General features: G+C 74.2%; 14 protein-coding genes. All 14 read left to right on the top strand.

Annotation, left to right across the window (positions count from 1 at the left end; translation table 11 throughout):
* Window positions 1-44: 44 nt before the first annotated feature.
* The gene (locus ACFCX4_RS07520) at window positions 45-1529 is read left to right on the top strand and encodes an efflux RND transporter periplasmic adaptor subunit (RefSeq protein WP_376139681.1); all 1485 of its coding nucleotides are present in this window, start codon (window positions 45-47) and stop codon (window positions 1527-1529) included.
* Window positions 1529-2338: an ABC transporter ATP-binding protein gene (locus ACFCX4_RS07515; protein WP_376139680.1), complete on the top strand. Its 810-nt coding sequence runs from the start codon at window positions 1529-1531 to the stop codon at window positions 2336-2338. Before ACFCX4_RS07520 ends, ACFCX4_RS07515 begins: the two co-directional genes overlap by 1 nt.
* Window positions 2335-3546 (top strand): ABC transporter permease, encoded by a 1212-nt coding sequence (locus tag ACFCX4_RS07510; protein WP_376139679.1) that lies wholly within the window; start codon window positions 2335-2337, stop codon window positions 3544-3546. Before ACFCX4_RS07515 ends, ACFCX4_RS07510 begins: the two co-directional genes overlap by 4 nt.
* A gap of 16 nt (window positions 3547-3562) precedes the next feature.
* Window positions 3563-4189 (top strand): hypothetical protein, encoded by a 627-nt coding sequence (locus ACFCX4_RS07505; RefSeq protein WP_376139678.1) that lies wholly within the window; start codon window positions 3563-3565, stop codon window positions 4187-4189.
* 339 nt (window positions 4190-4528) lie between these two features.
* Complete coding sequence (locus ACFCX4_RS07500) at window positions 4529-5308, top strand: response regulator transcription factor (protein WP_376139677.1); 780 nt, start codon at window positions 4529-4531, stop codon at window positions 5306-5308.
* Between the two features lie 15 nt (window positions 5309-5323).
* Entirely contained in the window at window positions 5324-6889 is a 1566-nt protein-coding gene (locus tag ACFCX4_RS07495) for a sensor histidine kinase (RefSeq protein ID WP_376139676.1), read from the top strand.
* A 258-nt stretch (window positions 6890-7147) separates the two neighbouring features.
* Window positions 7148-8497 (top strand): oxygenase MpaB family protein, encoded by a 1350-nt coding sequence (locus tag ACFCX4_RS07490; protein ID WP_376139675.1) that lies wholly within the window; start codon window positions 7148-7150, stop codon window positions 8495-8497.
* A gap of 307 nt (window positions 8498-8804) precedes the next feature.
* Window positions 8805-10349 (top strand): cytochrome ubiquinol oxidase subunit I, encoded by a 1545-nt coding sequence (locus tag ACFCX4_RS07485; protein WP_376139674.1) that lies wholly within the window; start codon window positions 8805-8807, stop codon window positions 10347-10349.
* Between the two features lie 31 nt (window positions 10350-10380).
* On the top strand, window positions 10381-11406 hold the full coding sequence (gene cydB / locus ACFCX4_RS07480) for a cytochrome d ubiquinol oxidase subunit II (protein ID WP_376139673.1): 1026 nt from the start codon (window positions 10381-10383) through the stop codon (window positions 11404-11406).
* A gap of 4 nt (window positions 11407-11410) precedes the next feature.
* Window positions 11411-14920: a thiol reductant ABC exporter subunit CydD gene (gene cydD / locus ACFCX4_RS07475; RefSeq protein WP_376139672.1), complete on the top strand. Its 3510-nt coding sequence runs from the start codon at window positions 11411-11413 to the stop codon at window positions 14918-14920.
* Between the two features lie 81 nt (window positions 14921-15001).
* Complete coding sequence (locus tag ACFCX4_RS07470; RefSeq protein ID WP_376139671.1) at window positions 15002-16810, top strand: GAF domain-containing protein; 1809 nt, start codon at window positions 15002-15004, stop codon at window positions 16808-16810.
* Between the two features lie 232 nt (window positions 16811-17042).
* Window positions 17043-17465: a hypothetical protein gene (locus ACFCX4_RS07465; RefSeq protein ID WP_376139670.1), complete on the top strand. Its 423-nt coding sequence runs from the start codon at window positions 17043-17045 to the stop codon at window positions 17463-17465.
* Complete coding sequence (locus ACFCX4_RS07460) at window positions 17455-17862, top strand: hypothetical protein (protein ID WP_376139669.1); 408 nt, start codon at window positions 17455-17457, stop codon at window positions 17860-17862. The genes ACFCX4_RS07465 and ACFCX4_RS07460 overlap by 11 nt, the downstream gene beginning before the upstream one ends.
* Window positions 17863-18273: 411 nt before the next feature.
* On the top strand, window positions 18274-19362 hold the full coding sequence (locus ACFCX4_RS07455; protein WP_376139668.1) for a substrate-binding domain-containing protein: 1089 nt from the start codon (window positions 18274-18276) through the stop codon (window positions 19360-19362).
* Window positions 19363-19407 lie beyond the last annotated feature (45 nt).

Genomic DNA, 19407 nt, shown 5'->3' with positions numbered 1-19407 from the left:
CGGCGTCCAGGGCGGTGCAAGAGCGCCCCGGGAAGCTGTCCGCCATGAAGGTGTTCCCGCGACGGCGAGGTGCCGTCCTCGTCAACTCCGCGCTCGGCGTGGCCCTGCTGGGTGCCGCCGCCCTCGCGTACACCGTGCTGGACGACGGAACCGGTACGGCGGCCACCAGGACCCCCGTCCGGACGGCGACCGTCACCCGGGGCACGGTCCTGGCCACCGTGTCGGGAACCGGCACCCTGGCGTCCCCCAGCGACGCCGCCCAGGACTTCACCACCGGCGGGCGGCTGACCGAGGTCCGGGTCGCCGTCGGCGACACGGTGACCAGGGGGCAGGTGCTGGCCACCGTCGACACCACCGCGGCCCAGCAGCAGGTGGACGCCGCGCAGGCGGCGCTCAACACCGCCACCGTGAACCTGGCCAAGGCCCGGGCGGGGGTCACCACGACCACCGTCCAGCAGCTGCCCGCCAAGGCCGGTGGCTCCTCGGGCTCGTCGGGGTCGTCGGGGTCGAGCGGCCGCGGGGCGGCCGGGAGCAGCGTGTCCGCCCCGCAGGCCGGCTCCTCCGCGCCGGCCGACCCCTCGGCGCAGAGCAGCCCGTCCGCGCAGGCCACCGTCCCGGCGGCGCAGAACACCGTGCCCGAGCCGCGGACCACCACCGTCACCACCACCAAGGTCGACGACGCGGCGGTCGCCCAGGCCGAGCAGCAGCTCGCCACCGCGCAGACCAACCTCGCCAACGCCCGGGCGGCGCTGGCCGGGACGACGCTCACCGCCTCGGTCGACGGCACCGTCGCCTCGGTCGCGGGCCGGCCGGGCGACACGGTCGGCCCGACCGGCGGCGGCTCCTCCGCCACCACGGGCAAGGCGTCCACCTCCTCCGGCACCGCGCCCAGCGGCTTCATCGTGCTGACCAACCCGACCGGGATGCAGGTCACCGCCAACTTCTCCGAGCTGGACTCGCTCAAGCTCAAGAAGGGCGAGTCCGCGACCGTCACGCTGAACGCGCAGTCCGACAGCAGGTTCAACGCCTCGGTGCTGTCGGTGAGCCCACTGCCGGTGAGCGGCTCCGGCGGGGGCTCGGCGGCCGTCCAGTACGCGGCGACGCTCCAGATCTCCGGGGACACCGGCAAGCTGCGCACCGGTCTGAGCGCCACCGTCTCGGTGATCACCGGCGAGGCGGACGACGCCCTCTCGCTGCCCACCGCGGCACTGTCCGGCACCGGTGCGAGCCGGACGGCCACCGTGGTGCACCCGGACGGCGGCACCGAACGGGTCACCGTCGAGGTGGGCGTCGAGGGCGACACCACCGTGCAGGTGGTCTCCGGGCTGGCCGAGGGCGACAAGGTCGAACTGGCCTCCAGCAGCGGGTCGAACGGCTTCCCCAACGGCTCCTTCCCGGGCGTCAACGGCGGGCAGAACGGCGGTCGCGGCGGTGCCGGAGCCGGTGCCGGGGTGGCCGGGACCGGCGGCGGTACGGGCGGTGCCGGTGCCGCCGGCGGCGCGGGCGCGGGCCGGGGCGGTGGCCGCTGATGTCCGACCGCCTCCCGGCCCCCGCCGGGCTCCCCGGCGCCCCGGCCCCGGTGATCCGGATCCGCCGCCTCACCAAGTCCTACGGCCGGGGCGACGCCGCCGTGCACGCGCTGCGCGGCCCGGACGACCCGGTCACCGGCACCCCGCTGGGCGTCGACCTGGACGTCGAGCGGGGCGACTACGTCGCCGTGATGGGCAGCTCCGGCTCCGGCAAGTCCACCCTGATGAACATCCTCGGCTGCCTCGACGTGCCGACCTCCGGCCGCTACCTGCTGGACGGCACCGACGTCGGCCACCTGGACGAGCGGCAGCTCGCGCTGGTCCGCAACCGCAGGATCGGCTTCGTCTTCCAGTCCTTCAACCTCGTCCCCCGCACCACCGCGCTGGCCCAGGTCGAACTGCCGCTCGCCTACGCGGGCGTGCGGGCCGCCGAACGGCGCCGCCGGGCGCTGGCCGCGCTCTCCGTGGTCGGCCTGGCCGAGCGGGCCGGACACCGGCCCAACGAGCTCTCCGGGGGCCAGCAGCAGCGCGTCGCGGTGGCCCGGGCCCTGGTGACCGCGCCCGCGATGCTGCTCGCCGACGAGCCCACCGGCAACCTGGACAGCCGCTCCACCGAGGAGGTGCTCGGACTCGTCGACGGCCTCAACGCCACCGGCCGCACGGTCGTGCTGATCACCCACGAGGACGAGGTCGCCCGGCACGCCAAGCGGGTGCTGCGGCTGGTCGACGGAGCGGTCGTCGCGGACGTCCGGCAGGCCCCGGTGGACGGGCCGCCGCCCGCGCTGTTCCGGGCGGGGGTGCCGGCGTGATCGTCTGGCAGACGCTCCGCTTCGCCGCCGGCGGCCTGGCCGCCAACAGGGTGCGGTCGGCGCTCACCGTGCTGGGGATGCTGATCGGCGTCGCCTCGGTGATCCTGCTGCTGGCCGTCGGCAACGGCTCCTCGGTCGCGGTGAAGGAGTCGATCACCTCGCTCGGCACCAACGCGCTGACCGTGACGTCCGGTTCCGCCGCCGGCGGTGCGCGCCCGGCCGGCACCGCCAAGAAGCTGACCGTCGCCGACGCCAGGGCACTGGCCACCGAGGCGGACCCCGGGACGGTCGGTTCGGTGGCGCCGGTGGTGACGACCAGCGGCACCGCGCTGTACGGGGACATCGCGTACAGCCCCGGCTCGGTCGTCGGCACCTACCCGGCGTACTTCGAGACCGCCGACCAGCGGATCGAGCACGGCGAGTACTTCACCCAGGACGACGTGCTGAACTCCCGCAAGGTGGCGGTGCTCGGGGCGACCACCGCCCGGCAGCTGTTCGCCTCCGCCGACCCGGTCGGCCGGTCGGTCACCGTCGGCGGGACCCCGTTCACGGTGGTCGGCGTGCTGCGGGCGAAGGGCGGCACCGGCTTCACCGACCCGGACGACGTGCTGATCGCCCCGCTGCCGACCGTGCAGAACGCGTTCACCGGCTTCGGCGCGGTCAACCAGATCCTGGTCCGGGCTGCCTCGGCGGACAGCACGGCGGCGGCCCAGGCCGAGATCACCCGGATCCTGCTCGGCGCGCACGCGATCGCCGACCCGAGCCGGGCGGACTTCCGGATCAGCAGCCAGGCCTCGCTGCTCAGCGCCCGCGAGTCGACGACGAGGACCTTCACGGTGCTGCTCGGCGCGGTGGCCGCGATCTCGCTGCTGGTCGGCGGGATCGGCATCACCAACATCATGCTGGTCACGGTCACCGAGCGGACCAGGGAGATCGGCATCCGCAAGGCGCTGGGCGCGCCGCGCGGCGCGATCCTCGGGCAGTTCCTCGCCGAGGCCACCCTGCTGTCGGTGGCCGGCGCCGGACTGGGCGTGCTGGCCGGGATCGCCGGCACGCACTTCAGGATCGTCGGCATCGAGCCGGTGGTGATCCCCGAGTCGGTGCCGGGAGCGTTCGGCATCGCCGTCGCCATCGGTCTGTTCTTCGGCAGCTACCCCGCCAACCGGGCCGCCTCGCTGCGCCCGATCGACGCCCTCCGGCACGAGTGACCAAGGAGCGCAGACCATGAGCGACGAGATCGAGCCGCGCACCCCCGCCGAGCAGGTCGTCCTGCTCTCCACGCCGCCGGACGCCCGGGACGTCGCCGCGGAGCTGGCCGCGCCCCCGCGCCGCCGGCTGCCGTGGGTGCCGCTCGCCCTGGCCGGGGCGGTGATCGCCACCGGGGCCTTCGCCGGCGGTGCGTGGTACCAGCGCGACCACGGCTCCGAGCGGGCCGCCGGCTCCGGCCGGACGACCGCCTCCGGGGCGCAGCAGCCGCGGGCGGGGGCGACCGGGCTCCCGGGCGGCACCGGCGGCCGGCGGTCCGGCCAGGGCGGCCAGGGCACCGGCGGCACCGGGACCGGGACCGGCCAGGGCGGTCAGGGCGGCTTCACCCGGGGCACGGTCAAGGCGGTGGACGGCAGCACCGTCTACCTCACCGACGCCAACGGCAACACGATCAAGGTGACCACCGGCGACTCCACCAAGGTGCAGCTCAACAAGGAGGGCAGGGTCGCCGACCTGCAGCCCGGCCAGAGCGTCACCGTGGTCGGCACCCCGGCCGGCGACGGCGGCTACGCCGCGACCCAGCTGGTCGAGGGCGGGGCGGGCTTCGGCGCCGGCCCCGGCTCCCGGTCCGCGTCCGGCGGCTGACCCCGCGGCCCCGGACGCTCCGCGCGGCCCGGCCCGGCTTCCCCCGGAGCCGGGCCGCGCTCCCTCGCGCCGCCGTCCGCACCGCCCGGACCACCGGTTCCGCGCACCACCCGCAGCGTCCGCACCGCCCGGACCTGCGCGGACCGTCCCGGCCCGCACCGTCCGGGAGCCGTCCTGGCCGTGCGCACACCATCCAGGGCCGGAGTGCGGGTCCGTCCGGCCAAAACCGCCCGATAAGGTGTTAATCCAACATTCATCGATGGCCCATACCCTCCCCGGGCTAGCCTCGATCAGAACGCCATCGTCCGACCGGGAGGCGGAACCCCCGTGCAAGGCACTGTGTCGACACCAGGAACCTCGGCGGCGAACAGCGGCGGCCAGGGGGAGGCCTACCTCCTCGTCGTCGACGACGAACCGAACATCCGCGAACTGCTGTCCGCGTCGCTGCGCTTCTCCGGCTTCCGGGTGGCCTCCGCCGCGACCGGTGCCGAGGCGCTGCGGCTGATCGCCGCCGACCGCCCCGACCTGGTCGTCCTGGACGTGATGCTCCCCGACCTCGACGGCTTCACCGTGGTCGAGCGGCTCCGTGAGCAGACCAGCCGCGGCCTCATCGCCGGCCCCGCCCACGGCCACCCCGGCGACCACCTGCCGGTGCTCTTCCTCACCGCCAAGGACGGCGTCGGGGACAAGGTCCAGGGCCTCGCCGCGGGCGCCGACGACTACGTCACCAAGCCGTTCAGCCTGGAGGAGCTGATCGCCCGGATCCGGGCGATCCTGCGCCGCTCCGGCGGCCCGGCCGAGGACGGACGGCTGTTCGTCGCCGACCTCGTGCTCGATCCGATAGCCCACGAGGTGACCCGGGGCGGCTGCGTCGTCGCGCTCTCCCCGACCGAGTTCAAGCTGCTGCACTACCTGATGGCCAACGTCGGCCGGGTGGTGTCCAAGGCGCAGATCCTCGACCACGTCTGGGCCTACGACTTCGGCGGGGACCTGTCCATCGTCGAGTCGTACATCTCCTACCTCCGCCGCAAGCTCGACTCGGGCCCCGCCCACGGACCCAAGCTGATCCACACCGTGCGCGGCATCGGCTACGCCCTGCGCCGCCCGCCGCAGGGCTGAGCCGCCCGGCCCCGCATGCGTCCTTTGATCCCCCGCCGCCCGCTGCTCCGCCGGCCGTCGGCCCGTCCGCTGGCCCGTCCGTTCGCCCGGCTGTCGCTGCGCGCCCGGCTGCTGGTGCTGGCGCTCGTGCTGGTCACCACCGGGCTGGTGGTCAGCGACGCCGTGGTGCTCGGCACCGTCCGGCACCAGCTGGTGCAGCGGCTCGACGAGCAGCTTGAGCGCTTCGGCGAGCCGCTCGCCCGCCGCGCCCCGTCCCGGCTCAACTGGCAGGACGGGGGCCGCCAGCAGCCCGCGGTCGGCGGCAAGCGCGCCCCGCAGTACCTGGCCACGCTGCCCAGCCAGTACCTGGTCCAGTACCTGTCCGCGGACGGCAAGGTGCAGTTCGTCGTCCGCCAGCCGGTCTCCGAGACCGACCCGGCGCCGCAGCTGGACGGCTTCGACCCCGCCGGGGTCTCCCCCGACACCCCCTTCGACCTGCCCGACCGGCGCGGCGGCCGGCACCGCTGGCGGGCGCTGGTCCTGCCGGTCCAGCGGCAGACCTTCCCGGTCAGCGCCTTCGCCGCGCCCTCGCCCACCTCCGCCTACGTGATGGTCGCGGTCTCCCGGGAGGACATCGACGGCACGGTGGCCCGGCTGCGCACCGCGTTCCTCGCCATCGGCGGGGCCGTGCTGCTGCTGATCGCGGGCCTCGGCTTCTTCGCCGTCCGGGCCGGGCTGCGGCCGCTGCGCCGGATCGAGGAGGGCGCCCAGCGGATCGCCGCCGGCGAGCTCTCCCACCGGATGCCCGGGCTCCCGCCGCACACCGAGGTCGGCCGGCTCTCCATCGCGCTGAACGGCATGCTGGCGCAGATCGAGTCGGCGTTCGCCGCCCGGGCGGAGTCCGAGGCCCGGATGCGGCGGTTCGTCGCAGACGCCTCGCACGAGCTGCGCACCCCGCTGGCGGGGATCCGGGGCTTCGCCGAGCTCCACCGGATGGGCGCGCTGCCGACCGAGGCCGACGTGCGGCGCACCATGGGCCGGATCGAGAACGAGGCGATCCGGATGGGCGCCCTGGTCGAGGACCTGCTGGTGCTCGCCCGGCTCGACGAGGAACGCCCGCTGGACCTCGCCCCGATGGACCTGCGCACGCTCGCCGCGGACGCCCTGCACGACCTCACCGCGCTCGACCCGAGCCGCCCGGTCGCGCTCACCGGCCCGGCCGGCCGTGGCGCGCCCGGGCCCGCGCCCGTCCTCGGTGACGAGGCCCGGCTCCGCCAGGTGGTCACCAACCTGGTCGGCAACGCCGTCAAGCACACCCCGCCCGGCACCCCGGTGCGGATCGGTGTGGGCCGCGAAGGCGGGCTCTGCCTGCTGGAGGTCGCCGACTCCGGCCCCGGCCTCACCGCGGACCAGGCCGCCCTGGTCTTCCACCGCTTCTACCGCGTCGACGGCTCCCGGGCCCGCTCCGACCGGCGCGGCGGCGCCGGCCTGGGCCTCGCCATCGCCACCGCCCTCACCCACGCCCACGGCGGCACCCTCACTCTGCACACCGCGCCCGGCACCGGTGCCACCTTCCGCCTCGAACTCCCGCACCAGCGCTGAGCCCGCCGGCGGGCCCCGCCGGCGCCAGAAACGTCGCGGCTGCGGCGCTGCGTCCGGACGCGGCGGACCTCGCCGGGCCAGCGGCGCCGCGGAAGTCCTCGGAGGCCGAGCAGGGCTGACGGCTGCTGATAAGTGGGACCATCAGATCAATCCCGCTCCTGGTTTCCCCGGCGGACGGCCGGGAAGCGTCACGCCCGTATGCGAAGGTCCGCCACCCCAGGAGAGATCCGGATGACAGCGTCAGCACCACGGCCCGGGGTGTCCTTTCGGAAGGACCTCAGTGAGTGGCGGATCGCCCTCGTCGCCTGGCGGCTGCTGGTGCTCCAGGCCTCCCACCCGGTGGTCGCGGCCGGGATGGCGGAGCACTCCACCTACCGCGGCCACCCGTGGCGCCGGATCGAGCACACCCTCGGCAGCGGGCGGCGGCTCTTCCAGGCCGACGAGGAGCAGCTCTGGCGCGAGGTCCAGCGGCTCGACCGGGCGCACCGGCGGATCCGCGGCACCGCCCCCGACGGCCGCGCCTACGACGCCCACGACCCGGCCACCCGGGCCTGGGTGCTGCTCACCCTCTTCGAGGCGGTCGCCGCGATGCGGGAGCTGGGCGGGGACCCGTACACGGCGGACGAGCTCGACACGCTGTACAAGGAGTTCGCCGACATCGCGGCGGTGTTCGGGCTGCCGCCGGGGGAGCTGCCGGCGACCGCCGCCGACCTGCCCGGCTACCTGCGACGGACGACCGTCGAACGGCTGGAGTTCACCGACACGGCGCGGCACCTGCTCCGGGGCGTCCTGAACGAGGCGCCCTGCCCGCGCCGGCTGGCCTTCCTCGGACCGGCCGGCTGGCGGGTGCTGCGCGCGGTGGTGGCGCGGGTGGTCGCCGAGCTGACCGTGGCCGACCTGCCGGCGGTGTACCGCGAGCGGTTCGGCCTGGTCCCGACCCGGCGCGGGGTGCTGCTGTCCCGGGTGCTGCACCGGGGCGCCCGGGCGGTGTTCACCCGGCTGCCGGAGCGCTGCCGCTACCGCACCCCCGGTGAGCGCCCGCCGGCCCGGCCCCGCCGGATGCCGCGCCAGGACACCCGGCCGCCCCGGCTGGACCGGTTCTTCCGGGACGTCCTCGACCAGACCGGGGACGGTCACCTCACCGCGCGCGACTTCGAGGCGATGGCGCATAACGTCTGCTGGCAGCTGGAGCTCTCCGAGGAGGGCGAGGCCGCGGTGTACGCGGCGTTCGCGGCCTGGTGGGAGCAGCTGCGGACGGGCATGGACGACGACGGCGACGGCCGGATCGGCCGCGCCGAGTACGTCGCCGCCACGCTGGCCGGCATCGACCGCGACCCGGCGTACCTGGAGCGCGGTCTGCTGCCCGCGCTGCGGGCGGTGTTCACGGCCGCCGACACCGACGGGGACGGCCTGCTGGACTTCGCTGAGTACCGGGTGCTGTTCGGCGGGCGGCGCGTGCACCCCGCCGAGCTCTCGCACGGCTTCCGCCGGCTGGACACCGACGGGGACGGCGTCATCACGGTGGCGGAGTTCCTGCGCGGCTTCGTCGACTACTTCACCGCCCGCGCCCCTTCCGCTCCGGGCACCCAGCTCCTCGGCCGGGCGTAGCGGGCGGAGGCGGCGGGGACGACTCCCCGCCGCCGCCGCCGCCCCGCCGTCCGCCCGCCGCCCGTCCACCCGCCGCCCGTCGCCCGTCGTGCGGCGCCGGGCCCGTTCGCCGACCGTGCGCACGGCATCGCTGCCGGTCAAACCCCACCCCGCCCGCAGATCACTCGTAAGAGTGGTGGATACTGATGCTTGTGAACGTGTTCACGTTCACAAGCGGGCAAGCTTGCGTGTCTGGGCGACGGGCTCCGGCTATAGATGAAGTTTGTCCCAAATGTGACCTCGACAGGTCGGTCGGAGAGAGGGCGACGTGGAACTGGCAATCGCTCACGAAACCATCGCGCGATGGCAATTCGGCATCACCACCGTCTACCACTTCCTCTTCGTCCCGCTCACCATCAGCCTCGCCGCGATCGTGGCCGGGCTGGAGACCGCGTGGGTGCGGACCGGCAAGGAGAAGTACTTCCACGCCACCAAGTTCTGGGGCAAGCTCTTCCTGATCAACATCGCGATGGGCGTGGTCACCGGCATCGTCCAGGAGTTCCAGTTCGGCATGAACTGGTCCGACTACTCCCGCTTCGTCGGCGACGTCTTCGGCGCCCCGCTCGCGATGGAGGCGCTGATCGCCTTCTTCTTCGAGTCGACCTTCATCGGCCTGTGGATCTTCGGCTGGGACAAGCTGCCCAGGAAGCTGCACTGCGCCTGCATGTGGATGGTCGCACTCGGCACCGTGCTCTCCGCCTACTTCATCCTCGCGGCCAACTCCTGGATGCAGCACCCCGTCGGCTACACGATCGACCCGGTCACCGGCAAGGCGCAGCTCACCGACATCGTCCGGGTGCTGTTCCAGGACACCACCGTCACCGTCGTCCTGCACACCCTGACTGCGGCCTTCCTCACCGGCGCGGCCTTCATGGTCGGCATCGCCTCCTTCCACCTGTGGAAGGCCAGGCGCAGGCCGGAGACCGCCGACCCGAAGAAGACCGCGGTGATGCGCACCTCGCTGCGGCTGGGCCTCGTCCTCGCCGTGGTGTTCGGCCTGGGCACCGCGCTCAGCGGCGACTCGCTCGCCAAGGTCATGTTCCGCCAGCAGCCGATGAAGATGGCCGCCGCCGAGGCGCTCTGGGACACCAAGGCGCCCGCGCCGTTCTCGGTCTTCGCGGTCGGCGACGTCGGCAAGGGCCACAACTCGGTCGAGCTGGAGATCCCCGCGGCGCTGTCCTTCCTCGCCAACAGCGACTTCAGCTCCTCCGTCCCCGGCATCAACGACACCGCCGCCGCCGAGGCCGCCAAGTACGGCGGCGACCCCAAGGACTACATCCCGAGCATCTTCGTCACCTACTGGGGCTTCCGCCTCATGATCGGCTTCGGGATGACCTCCTTCGTGGCCGGCCTGATCGGCCTCTGGACCACCCGGCGGAAGTTCCTGCTGGCCCCGGGGTTCCGCACCGGCGAGACCGAGGTGCCGAGGCTGATGCTCACCCCGAAGCGGGAGATGGGCCCGCTCCTCACCAAGTGGAGCTGGCGGATCGGCATCCTCACCATGGGCTTCCCGCTGATCGCCAACAGCTTCGGCTGGATCTTCACCGAGATGGGCCGCCAGCCCTGGGCGGTCTTCGGACTGATGACCACCGCCAGCGCGGTCTCGCCCAACGTGGGCGTCGGCACCCAGATCGGCGCGCTGGCCACCTTCACCACGCTGTACGCGATCCTCGCCGTCGTCGAGGTCAGGCTGCTGGTCAAGTACGCCAAGGCCGGCCCGGTCACCGACGAACAGCCGCCCACGAAGGACCCGTCGCTGCGCGGGCCCGCCGCGGACGACGACGCCGACAAGCCCCTCGCCTTCGCCTACTGAGGCCACTGAGGATCGATAGGACCGACACACCATGGAACTTCACGACGTCTGGTTCGTCCTGATCGCCGTCCTCTGGATCGGCTACTTCTTCCTGGAGGGCTTCGACTTCGGCATCGGCATCCTCACCAAGCCGCTGGCCCGCAACACCGCCGAGCGGCGGGTGCTGATCAACACCATCGGCCCGGTCTGGGACGGCAACGAGGTCTGGCTGCTGACCGCCGGCGGTGCCACCTTCGCCGCCTTCCCGGACTGGTACGCGACCCTGTTCAGCGGCTTCTACATCCCGCTGCTGCTGATCCTGGTCTGCCTGATCGTGCGCGGCGTCGCCTTCGAGTACCGGGCCAAGCGGCCCGAGCCGCGCTGGCAGCGCAACTGGGAGGAGGCGATCTTCTGGACCTCGCTGATCCCGGCCTTCCTGTGGGGCGTCGCCTTCGCCAACATCGTGCACGGCGTCGACATCGACGCGCAGAAGAACTACGTCGGCACCTTCTGGGACCTGCTCAACCCCTACGCGCTGCTCGGCGGCCTGGTGACGCTCAGCCTGTTCACCTTCCACGGCGCGGTGTTCGCCGCGCTCAAGACGGTCGGCGGGATCCGCGACCGGGCCCGCGACACCGCGCTGCGGACCGGCCTGGTGACGGCGGCGCTGGCCGCGGTCTTCCTGATCTGGACCCAGGCCGACCACGGCAACGGCTGGAGCCTCGCCGCCCTGGTGACCGCCGTGCTCGCGCTGGTCGGCGCGCTCGCCGCCAACCAGGTGGGCCGCGAGGGCTGGGCGTTCGTCCTCTCGGGCGCCACGGTGGTGGCCGCGGTGGCGATGCTCTTCCTCTCGCTCTTCCCCGACGTCATGCCGTCCACGCTGAACCCGGAGTGGAGCCTGACCGTGACCAACGCGGCCTCCTCGCCCTACACGCTCAAGCTGATGACCGTCGTGGCCGCTGTCTTCACCCCGCTCGTGCTGCTCTACCAGGGCTGGACGTACTGGGTGTTCCGCAAGCGGATCGGCGTCCAGCACATCCCCGGGCACGACCCGGCCGCCGCCCTCGACCAGGCCTGACGCGATGAAGCCGGTCGACCCCCGCCTCCTCGGCCACGCCCGCACCACCCGGACCTTCCTCGCCGGGTCGGTCCTCCTCGGCACGGTGAACGCGGCCCTGGTGGTCGCCCAGGCGGGCCTGCTCGCCGAGCTCGTGGTCCGCGGCTTCCAGCAGCGGGCCGGGCTCGGCGGGCTCACCACCCCGCTCGTGCTGCTGGTGCTCACCGCGTTCGGACGCGGGCTGGTCGGCTGGCTCACCGAACTCACCGCCCACCGCTCCGTCGCCCGGGTGAAGTCCACCCTGCGGCGCCGGCTGCTCGACCACGCCACCGCGCTCGGCCCGGCCCACCCGGCGGGCCGGCGCACCGGCGAACTGACCGCCCTCGCCACCCGGGGGATCGACGCGCTCGACGACTACTTCGCCCGCTACCTGCCGCAGCTGGCGCTGGCCGTGGTCGTCCCGGTGACCGTGCTGCTGCGGATCGTCGGCGCAGACGTCGCCTCGGCCGCGATCATCGCCGGCACCCTGCCGCTGATCCCGCTGTTCATGGTGCTGATCGGGATGGCCACCCAGGCCCGGATGGACCGCCAGTGGGCCACCCTGTCGCGGCTCTCCCACCACTTCCTGGACGTGGTCGCCGGCCTGCCCACGCTCAAGGTGTTCAACCGGGCCCGCGCCCAGGCCGCCACCATCGGCCGGATCACCGCCGACTACCGCCGGGCCACCCTGCGCACCCTGCGGATCGCCTTCCTCTCCTCCTTCGCCCTGGAGCTGCTCTCCACCCTCTCGGTCGCGCTGGTCGCCGTCTCCATCGGCTTCCGGCTGGTGAACGGCACCCTCGACCTGGAGACCGGGCTGCTGATCCTGATCCTCGCCCCCGAGGTCTACTTCCCGATCCGCCAGGTCGGCGCGCTCTACCACTCCAGCGTCGAGGGGCTCACCGCCGCCGACCGGATCTTCGAGGTGCTGGAGACCCCGCTGCCGCCCGCCGGCACCGTCCCCGCCCCGGACCTCGCCGGAGCCGTGATCGAGGCCGACGGTCTCACCGTGCGTTACCCCGACCGGACCGGGGCCGCCCTCGACGGCGCCTGCCTGCTGGTGCGCCCCGGCGAGACCGTCGCGCTCACCGGCCCGTCCGGCGCCGGTAAGTCCACCCTGCTCGGCGTGCTGCTCGGCCTCGCCGCGCCGGCCGCCGGCACCGTGCGGATCACCGCCGCCGACGGCCGCGCGTACGACCTGGCCGAGCTGGAGCCGGCGAGCTGGCGGCGGCAGATCGCCTGGGTGCCGCAGCACCCGCACCTGTTCGCCGGGACCGTCGCCGACAACCTGCGGCTGCACCGGCCGGAGGCCACCGACGACGAGCTGTGGACGGCGCTGCGGGCCGCGCACGCCCTCGACTTCGTGACCGCCCTGGACGCCGCCCTCGGCGAGGACGGCGCCGGCCTGTCCGCGGGGCAGCGCCAGCGCCTGGCGCTCGCCCGGGTGCTGCTCGCCGGGGACCGGCCGCTGGTCCTGCTCGACGAGCCCACCGCGCACCTGGACGGCGCCTCCGAGGCGGCCGTCGTGGACACCGTCCGGGCGCTCGCCGCCGATCCCTCGCGCACCGTGCTGCTGGTCGCCCACCGGCCGGCGCTGCTGGCCGCCGCCGACCGCCTGGTCCGGCTGGCCGGCCCGGCCGCTCCCCCGGCGTCCGGCGGGCCCGTGCCGGCGCTCGCCCACTCCGGCCGCCCCACGCCGCCGGCCGCGGCGGAGGACGGGGACGGGGCGGGGGACGGCGACGCGGGCGGCGACGGGGCGGTCAGGCCCCGGCTGGCGCTCTCCGTCCTCCTCGGCACCCTCGCGCTCGGCTGCGCGGTCGCGCTGATGGCCACCTCCGGCTACCTCATCTCCTACGCCTCCGAGATGCCGCCCGTCCTCCACCTGATGATGGCCGTCACCTCCGTGCGCGCCTTCGGCATCGGCCGCAGCGTCTTCCGCTACGCCGAGCGCCTGGTCTCGCACGACGCCGTGCTGCGCACCCTCGGCACCCTGCGGGCCGCCGTCTACCGCCGGCTCGGCGCGCTGGCCCCGGCGGCACTGCCCGCGTTCCGGCGCGGGGACCTGCTCTCCCGGCTGGTCGCCGACGTGGACGCCGTCCAGGACCACTACCTGCGCTGGCGGCTGCCGGCCGCCGTGGCCGCCCTGGTGTCGCTCGCCGCCGCGCTGGCGATGGGCGCCTTCCTCCCCGCGGCCGGGGCGGTGCTCGGGCTCGGTCTGCTGCTCGCCGGCCTGGTGGTGCCCGCGCTGACCGCCCGCTGGTCGGCCGGTGCCGAACGCCGGCAGGCCCCGGCCCGGGGCCGGCTCGCCACCAGTGTGCTGGACGCCCTCAGCGGGACGGCCGAGCTGACCGTGGCCGGCGCGCTGCCCGGCCGGCTCGCCGCCGTCCGGGCGGCCGACGCCGCGCTGACCGGGCTGGCCGCCCGCTCGGCCGCCACCGCCGCGCTCGGTACCGGTCTGATCACCCTCCTCGCCGGCCTCACCGTGGCCGCCGCCGCGGCCGTCGGCCTGCGCGGGGTGGAGTCCGGGGCGCTCGCACCGGTCTGCCTGGCCGTGGTCGTGCTCACCCCGCTCGCCGCCTTCGAGGCGGTCACCGGGCTGCCGCTCGCGGTCCAGGCCCGCCGGCGCAGCCTGGCCGCCTCGGCCCGGCTCGCCGAGGTGCTCGACGCGCCCGCCGCCGTCGCCGCGCCCGCCGTGCCGAAGCCCCTGCCCGAGCGCCCGCTGCCGATCGCCGTCCGCGGGCTGGCCGCCCGCCACCCCGGCCAGGACACCGACGCGCTGGCCGGCGTCGACCTCGACCTCACCCCCGGTCGGCGGATCGCGGTGGTCGGCCCCTCCGGCTCCGGCAAGACCACCCTCGCCCACGCCCTGCTGGGCTTCCTCGACCCGAGCGCGGGCGGCGTGGTGTTCGCGGCCGGCCGGCCGCAGGCCGTGGACGGCCGGGAGCTCACCGGGGAGGACGTCCGCCGGGTGATCGGGCTCTGCGCCCAGGACGCGCACGTCTTCGACAGCTCGCTGCGCGAGAACCTGCGCCTCGCCCGCCCGGGGGCGACCGGGGACGAGCTGCGCGCCGCCCTGGCCGCCGCCCGGCTGCTGGACTTCACCGAGACCCTGCCGGACGGGCTGGACACCATGGTCGGCGAGCACGGCGCCCGCCTCTCCGGCGGCCAGCGCCAGCGGCTCGCCCTCGCCCGGGCGCTGCTCGCCGACTTCCCGGTGCTCGTCCTGGACGAGCCCGCCGAACACCTGGACCTGCCCACCGCGGACGCCCTCACCGCCGACCTCCTGGCCGCCACGGCCGGCCGCACCACCGTCCTCATCACCCACCGGCTGGCCGGTCTCGACGACACCACGGTCGATGAGGTGCTGGTGCTGGACGCCGGCCGGGCGGTCGAGCGCGGCACCTGGTCGGACCTGCTGGCCCGCCCGGACGGGTGGCTGCGGGCGATGTGGGAGCGCGAGCGGGAGACGGACGGCCTGCCGCTGACGGTGGGCTGAGCGGGCCCGCCCGGGGGCCGTCCGGTTCGCGCCCGTCGCGCCGCGACTTATGTAGAAAACCGTACAAACTACGCTCTACTCATGGACCCCACGCCAGACCTGCCCGACTTCGCCGCCCCGGACCCGGTGCCCGACCCCGCGCCGCACCGGGTGCCCGAGATCTCCTCGCTCGGGCTGGACACGCTGGTCACCGAGGTGTCCGAGCGGCTGCAGTCGGCGGCGGCCGTCACCGACCGGATGCAGCGGCTGCTGGAGGCCGTGGTCTCGGTCGGCGCCGGGCTCGACCTGCACGCCACCCTGCACCGGATCGTGGTCGGCGCCGCAGAGCTGGTGGACGCCCGGTACGCCGCGCTCGGCGTGGTCGCGCCCGGTGGCCACGGGCTGCAGGACTTCATCCACGTCGGCGTCGACGACGAGACCGTCCGCGAGATCGGCGACCTGCCGGTCGGCCGGGGCATCCTCGGCGCGCTGATCGACCGCCCCGAGCCGCTGCGGCTCGCCGACCTCACCGCCGACCCCCGCTCCTACGGCTTCCCGGACCACCACCCGGGGATGCGGACCTTCCTGGGCGAGCCGATCCGGATCCGCGACGAGGTGTTCGGCAACCTCTACCTCACCGAGAAGCGCGGCGGCGGCGCCTTCACCCCGGAGGACGAACAGGTGGTGCACGCGCTGGCGGCCGCGGCCGGGGTCGCGATCGAGAACTCCCGCCTCTACGAGGAGGGCCGCCGCCGGGAGCGGTGGATCGCCGGCGCGGCCGCCGTGACCACGGCCCTGCTCTCCACCGACGAGGCGGAGGTGGCGCTCACCGTCGCCGCCGAGCAGGTCCGGGAGCTCGCGGACGCCGCGCTCGGGATGATCCTGCTGCCCACCGTGGACGGCCGGCTGCGGGTCGCCCACACCTCCGGGGAGGCCGCCGAGTTCGTCCGCGGCGAGCTGTTGCCGCCGGACGGCTTCGCCTCCCGGCTGCTGGCGGGGGAGAGCGTGCACCTCGACGACATGTCCGTCGACCCGACCGTGGTCATGCGGCTGGCCCGCAGCTTCGGCCCCTCGCTGGCCGTGCCGATGGTCGCCGCCGGACGGGTGCTCGGCGGACTCTGCGTCTGGCGCTCGCGCGGCGCGGTGCCGTTCTCCGAGGCGGAGAAGCAACTCGCCGAGACCTTCGCCTCGCAGGCCGCGCTCGCCCTGCGGCTCGCCGAGGGCCAGCGCGACCAGCAGCGGCTCGCCGTCTTCCAGGACCGCGACCGGATCGCCCGGGATCTCCACGACCTGGTCATCCAGCGGCTGTTCGCCACCGGCATGATGCTGGAGGGCGCCGCCCGGCGCGCCGTCGTCCCCGAGGTGAAGGTCCGCATCGGCGAGGCGGTCGACGAGCTGGACGCCACCATCCAGGAGGTGCGCACCACCATCTACGCGCTCCAGCACGACAACCACGGGGACACGCCCGACACCCTGCGCACCCGGGTGCTGCGCGAGTGCAGCCAGACCGCGGCGGCGCTCGGCTTCAAGCCCTCGGTCTCCTTCGTCGGCCCGGTGGAGAGCCTGGTCGGCGAGAAGACCGGTCGTCAACTGCTGGCCGCGCTAAGGGAGATGCTCTCCAACACGGCCCGGCACGCACGCGCCTCCCGGGTCGGCGTGGAGGTCGACGCGACCGTGCACCTGGACGACGCCGGCCACCCCGTCGGCGGCGATCCGGAGTCCCTCGACCGGGGCGGCCGGCCCGGTGTCCTGCTGACCGTCACCGACGACGGGGTCGGCATCCCCGAGGGCGGCCGGCGCAGTGGCCTGCGGAACCTGACGCGCCGTGCGGAGGCGCTCGGCGGCGACGCCTGGCACGAGCCGGGCCCGTACGGCAGGGGCACCTGCGTGCGGTGGACGGCCCGGCTCTGAACACCCGTCCGGACGATCGGACGACCCCCGGGCGTCTTCGAACGGTCAGTGAACGACGCGCAGCGCGCCCGGGGGTGGTTGGCGCGCGGTTGGTGTGCACCCGGTGAAAGTTTAACGAGAGAGAACTTCCCGGCCAACGGAGCAAGTTGTGCATTTCCCGGCCTTCCGGCGCTCTCGTGTGCACACATAGCTTTGCTTCCGTCTCGGAGAGGTACCGGACGGTGGGGGAGCAGTGGACGCGTCGGGCCGCGGTCACACCGCAGCAGGGGCAGGTCGAGGGGGGTTCCGGGCCGAACGGGCACCGGACGGGCGGTACCGCTGGCAGCTGAAAGCACCGAACGGACGGCTCGTCGCCGTCACGCCGGCGGCGTACGACACGGCAGGGGAGGCGGAGCGTGCCTTCGACGGCTTACGGGCCGTCGCGGAGGGGCTCACCGCCCGGATCACGCACGTCCGGGACGGCATCGGCTGGATCTGGGTGATCCCGGGATCGCGCACCCTGCCGGAGGTGCGGTCCAGCCGCGCCTACGAGCGGTACGCGACCTGTCAGAACGCGTTCCGGCGCTTCGTCGTACTGCTGGCCAAGCAACCCGCCCTGGAGATTCCAGAACTTCCCGAACGGGGGCCGTCGTTGAGAACGTCCGATGTCCGCTGACCGGCGCGGGCCGCGCCTGCTCACCGTCCCGGTCGGCGACCGCTCGCTGTCCTGGGCGCTGCGGGCGGCCAACGGCCGGCAGCTCGGTGTCGGCGTGCGCACCTACCGCGGCGAGTCGGAACTCGCCGATGCGGTACGTGAGTTGATCATCGAGCGGGCGGCACTGCGATGTTCCGTCGGCCAGTCGGACGCCCGGCTGTGGGTGTGGACGGCGTACCTGCCGGTGCGCACCACCCGCCCGGGCGCCGCCGATGCGGCCGGCCCGGTCGCCCGCAGCGCCCGCGGGTACCTGAGACGGGACCAGTGCCAGGCCGGCGTGACCGGCTTCCTCGCCGGACTCCAGCGCCTGGGGCAGGAGTTGCGCCGCCCCGGGCGGGAGGACGCCTGGCTCTTCTGACGGCCCGTCCGGTACCGTCCCCCAGCCGCCCCCCGGGCGGCTTTCTCGCGTTGTCCCGCCCCGGCCGCCGGCCGGCCCGGGCCCGCCCGGCGCGCGGCCCCCGCTTCCCCCACTTCCGGTGAAGCGCAGGTATCCGGCAACCCCCCGAGCCGCCACCTGGAGAAGAACGTCACCGGCCTCTGACCTGCGATTTTCCACCCCCCTGCGGCTGCGCTGACCTGTTGCTAAACCTCTCCGAACCGAGAAATCGACAATCGCCGGCGCCCGTCGTCCACCCTTCCGACGGAACCGCGCCGACCGACAGGATCGGCACTGCCGGAGCGGCCACCGCGGACGTGGCCGCCGGCCCCGGGACTGACCAGCAGTACCCGGGAACGCGATGCACGTCTCTCCCACCGGAGGAAGTGAACCATGCGTAAGACCGCTGCCAAGCTGCTCGCCGCCGTCGCCATCGCCACCTCGGTCGCCACCGTCGCCACCGGCACCGCCGTCGCCGACCCGTCGACCCTGCCCACCCTGCCGCTCGCGCAGGACATCGTGGGTGTCGGCTCGGACACCACCCAGGCCGTGCTGAACCAGTTCTCCACCGACTACAACGCCTTCCTGGGCGCCGGCAGCACCCTGCCCCGTCTGTACAGCTGGGACGCGACCGGTTCCGCGACGATCCAGACCAAGGTCGGTGCCACCACCCCGTTCAACCGCCCGAACGGCTCGGGCGCCGGCATCGCCTCGCTGACCTCCGTCTCCAAGACCACGGTGGACTTCGCCCGTTCCTCCCGCGGCCCGAAGAACAGCGTCCCGGGCGGTGCGCCGGGCGACCCGCTGAGCGACCTGTTCGTGGCCTTCGCCAAGGACGCGGTCTCCTACGCCACCAAGACCACGGGCAGCAACGCTCCGATCAACCTCTCGAAGGCCGACCTGGTCAAGATCTACAACTGCGACGTCACCACCTGGCGTGGCCTGAACCCGGCCGACCTGACGCTGCCCACCACCACCATCAAGGCCTACCTCCCGCAGGCCAGCTCGGGCACCCGCTCCTTCTTCCTGCAGGCGCTCGGTCTGGCGAACGCCGGTGCGTGCGTCACGGTCAACCCCACCGTCCAGGAGAACCAGGGCACCGACCCGATCCTGAACGACGCCGACGCGATCGTTCCCTACTCCGTCGCCCACTACATCGGCCAGGTCTACAACGGCCACGGTGCCGGCACCGACCAGGCGGGCAACCTGACCATCCGTTCGATCGACGGCATCGCCCCGGTCGCCGCGGACAACACCCTGTCGCTGAGCTTCTCCAACTCCGTCTTCGGCCGCGTGGTCTACAACGTCGTCCGTGACACCGAGTGGGCCGCCACCGACACCCAGGGCACCGCGCTGCGCGCGATCTTCGGCAGCAACGGCTGGGTCTGCAAGAACGCCACCGCCATCGCGGACATCAAGAGCTACGGCTTCCGCACCCTGCCGGTCGGCGCCTGCGGCAGCACCACCCGCGCCACCAGCTGATCGCACTCCCGTACTTCCGGCGGCCAGGGGCTCCCGCCCCTGGCC

The organism is Kitasatospora sp. NPDC056327, assembly GCF_042261735.1.
In the GTDB taxonomy this organism is placed as follows: domain Bacteria; phylum Actinomycetota; class Actinomycetes; order Streptomycetales; family Streptomycetaceae; genus Kitasatospora.
Note: the sequence above shows the minus strand (reverse complement) of the source record. Positions and strands in the feature narration are given on the sequence as shown.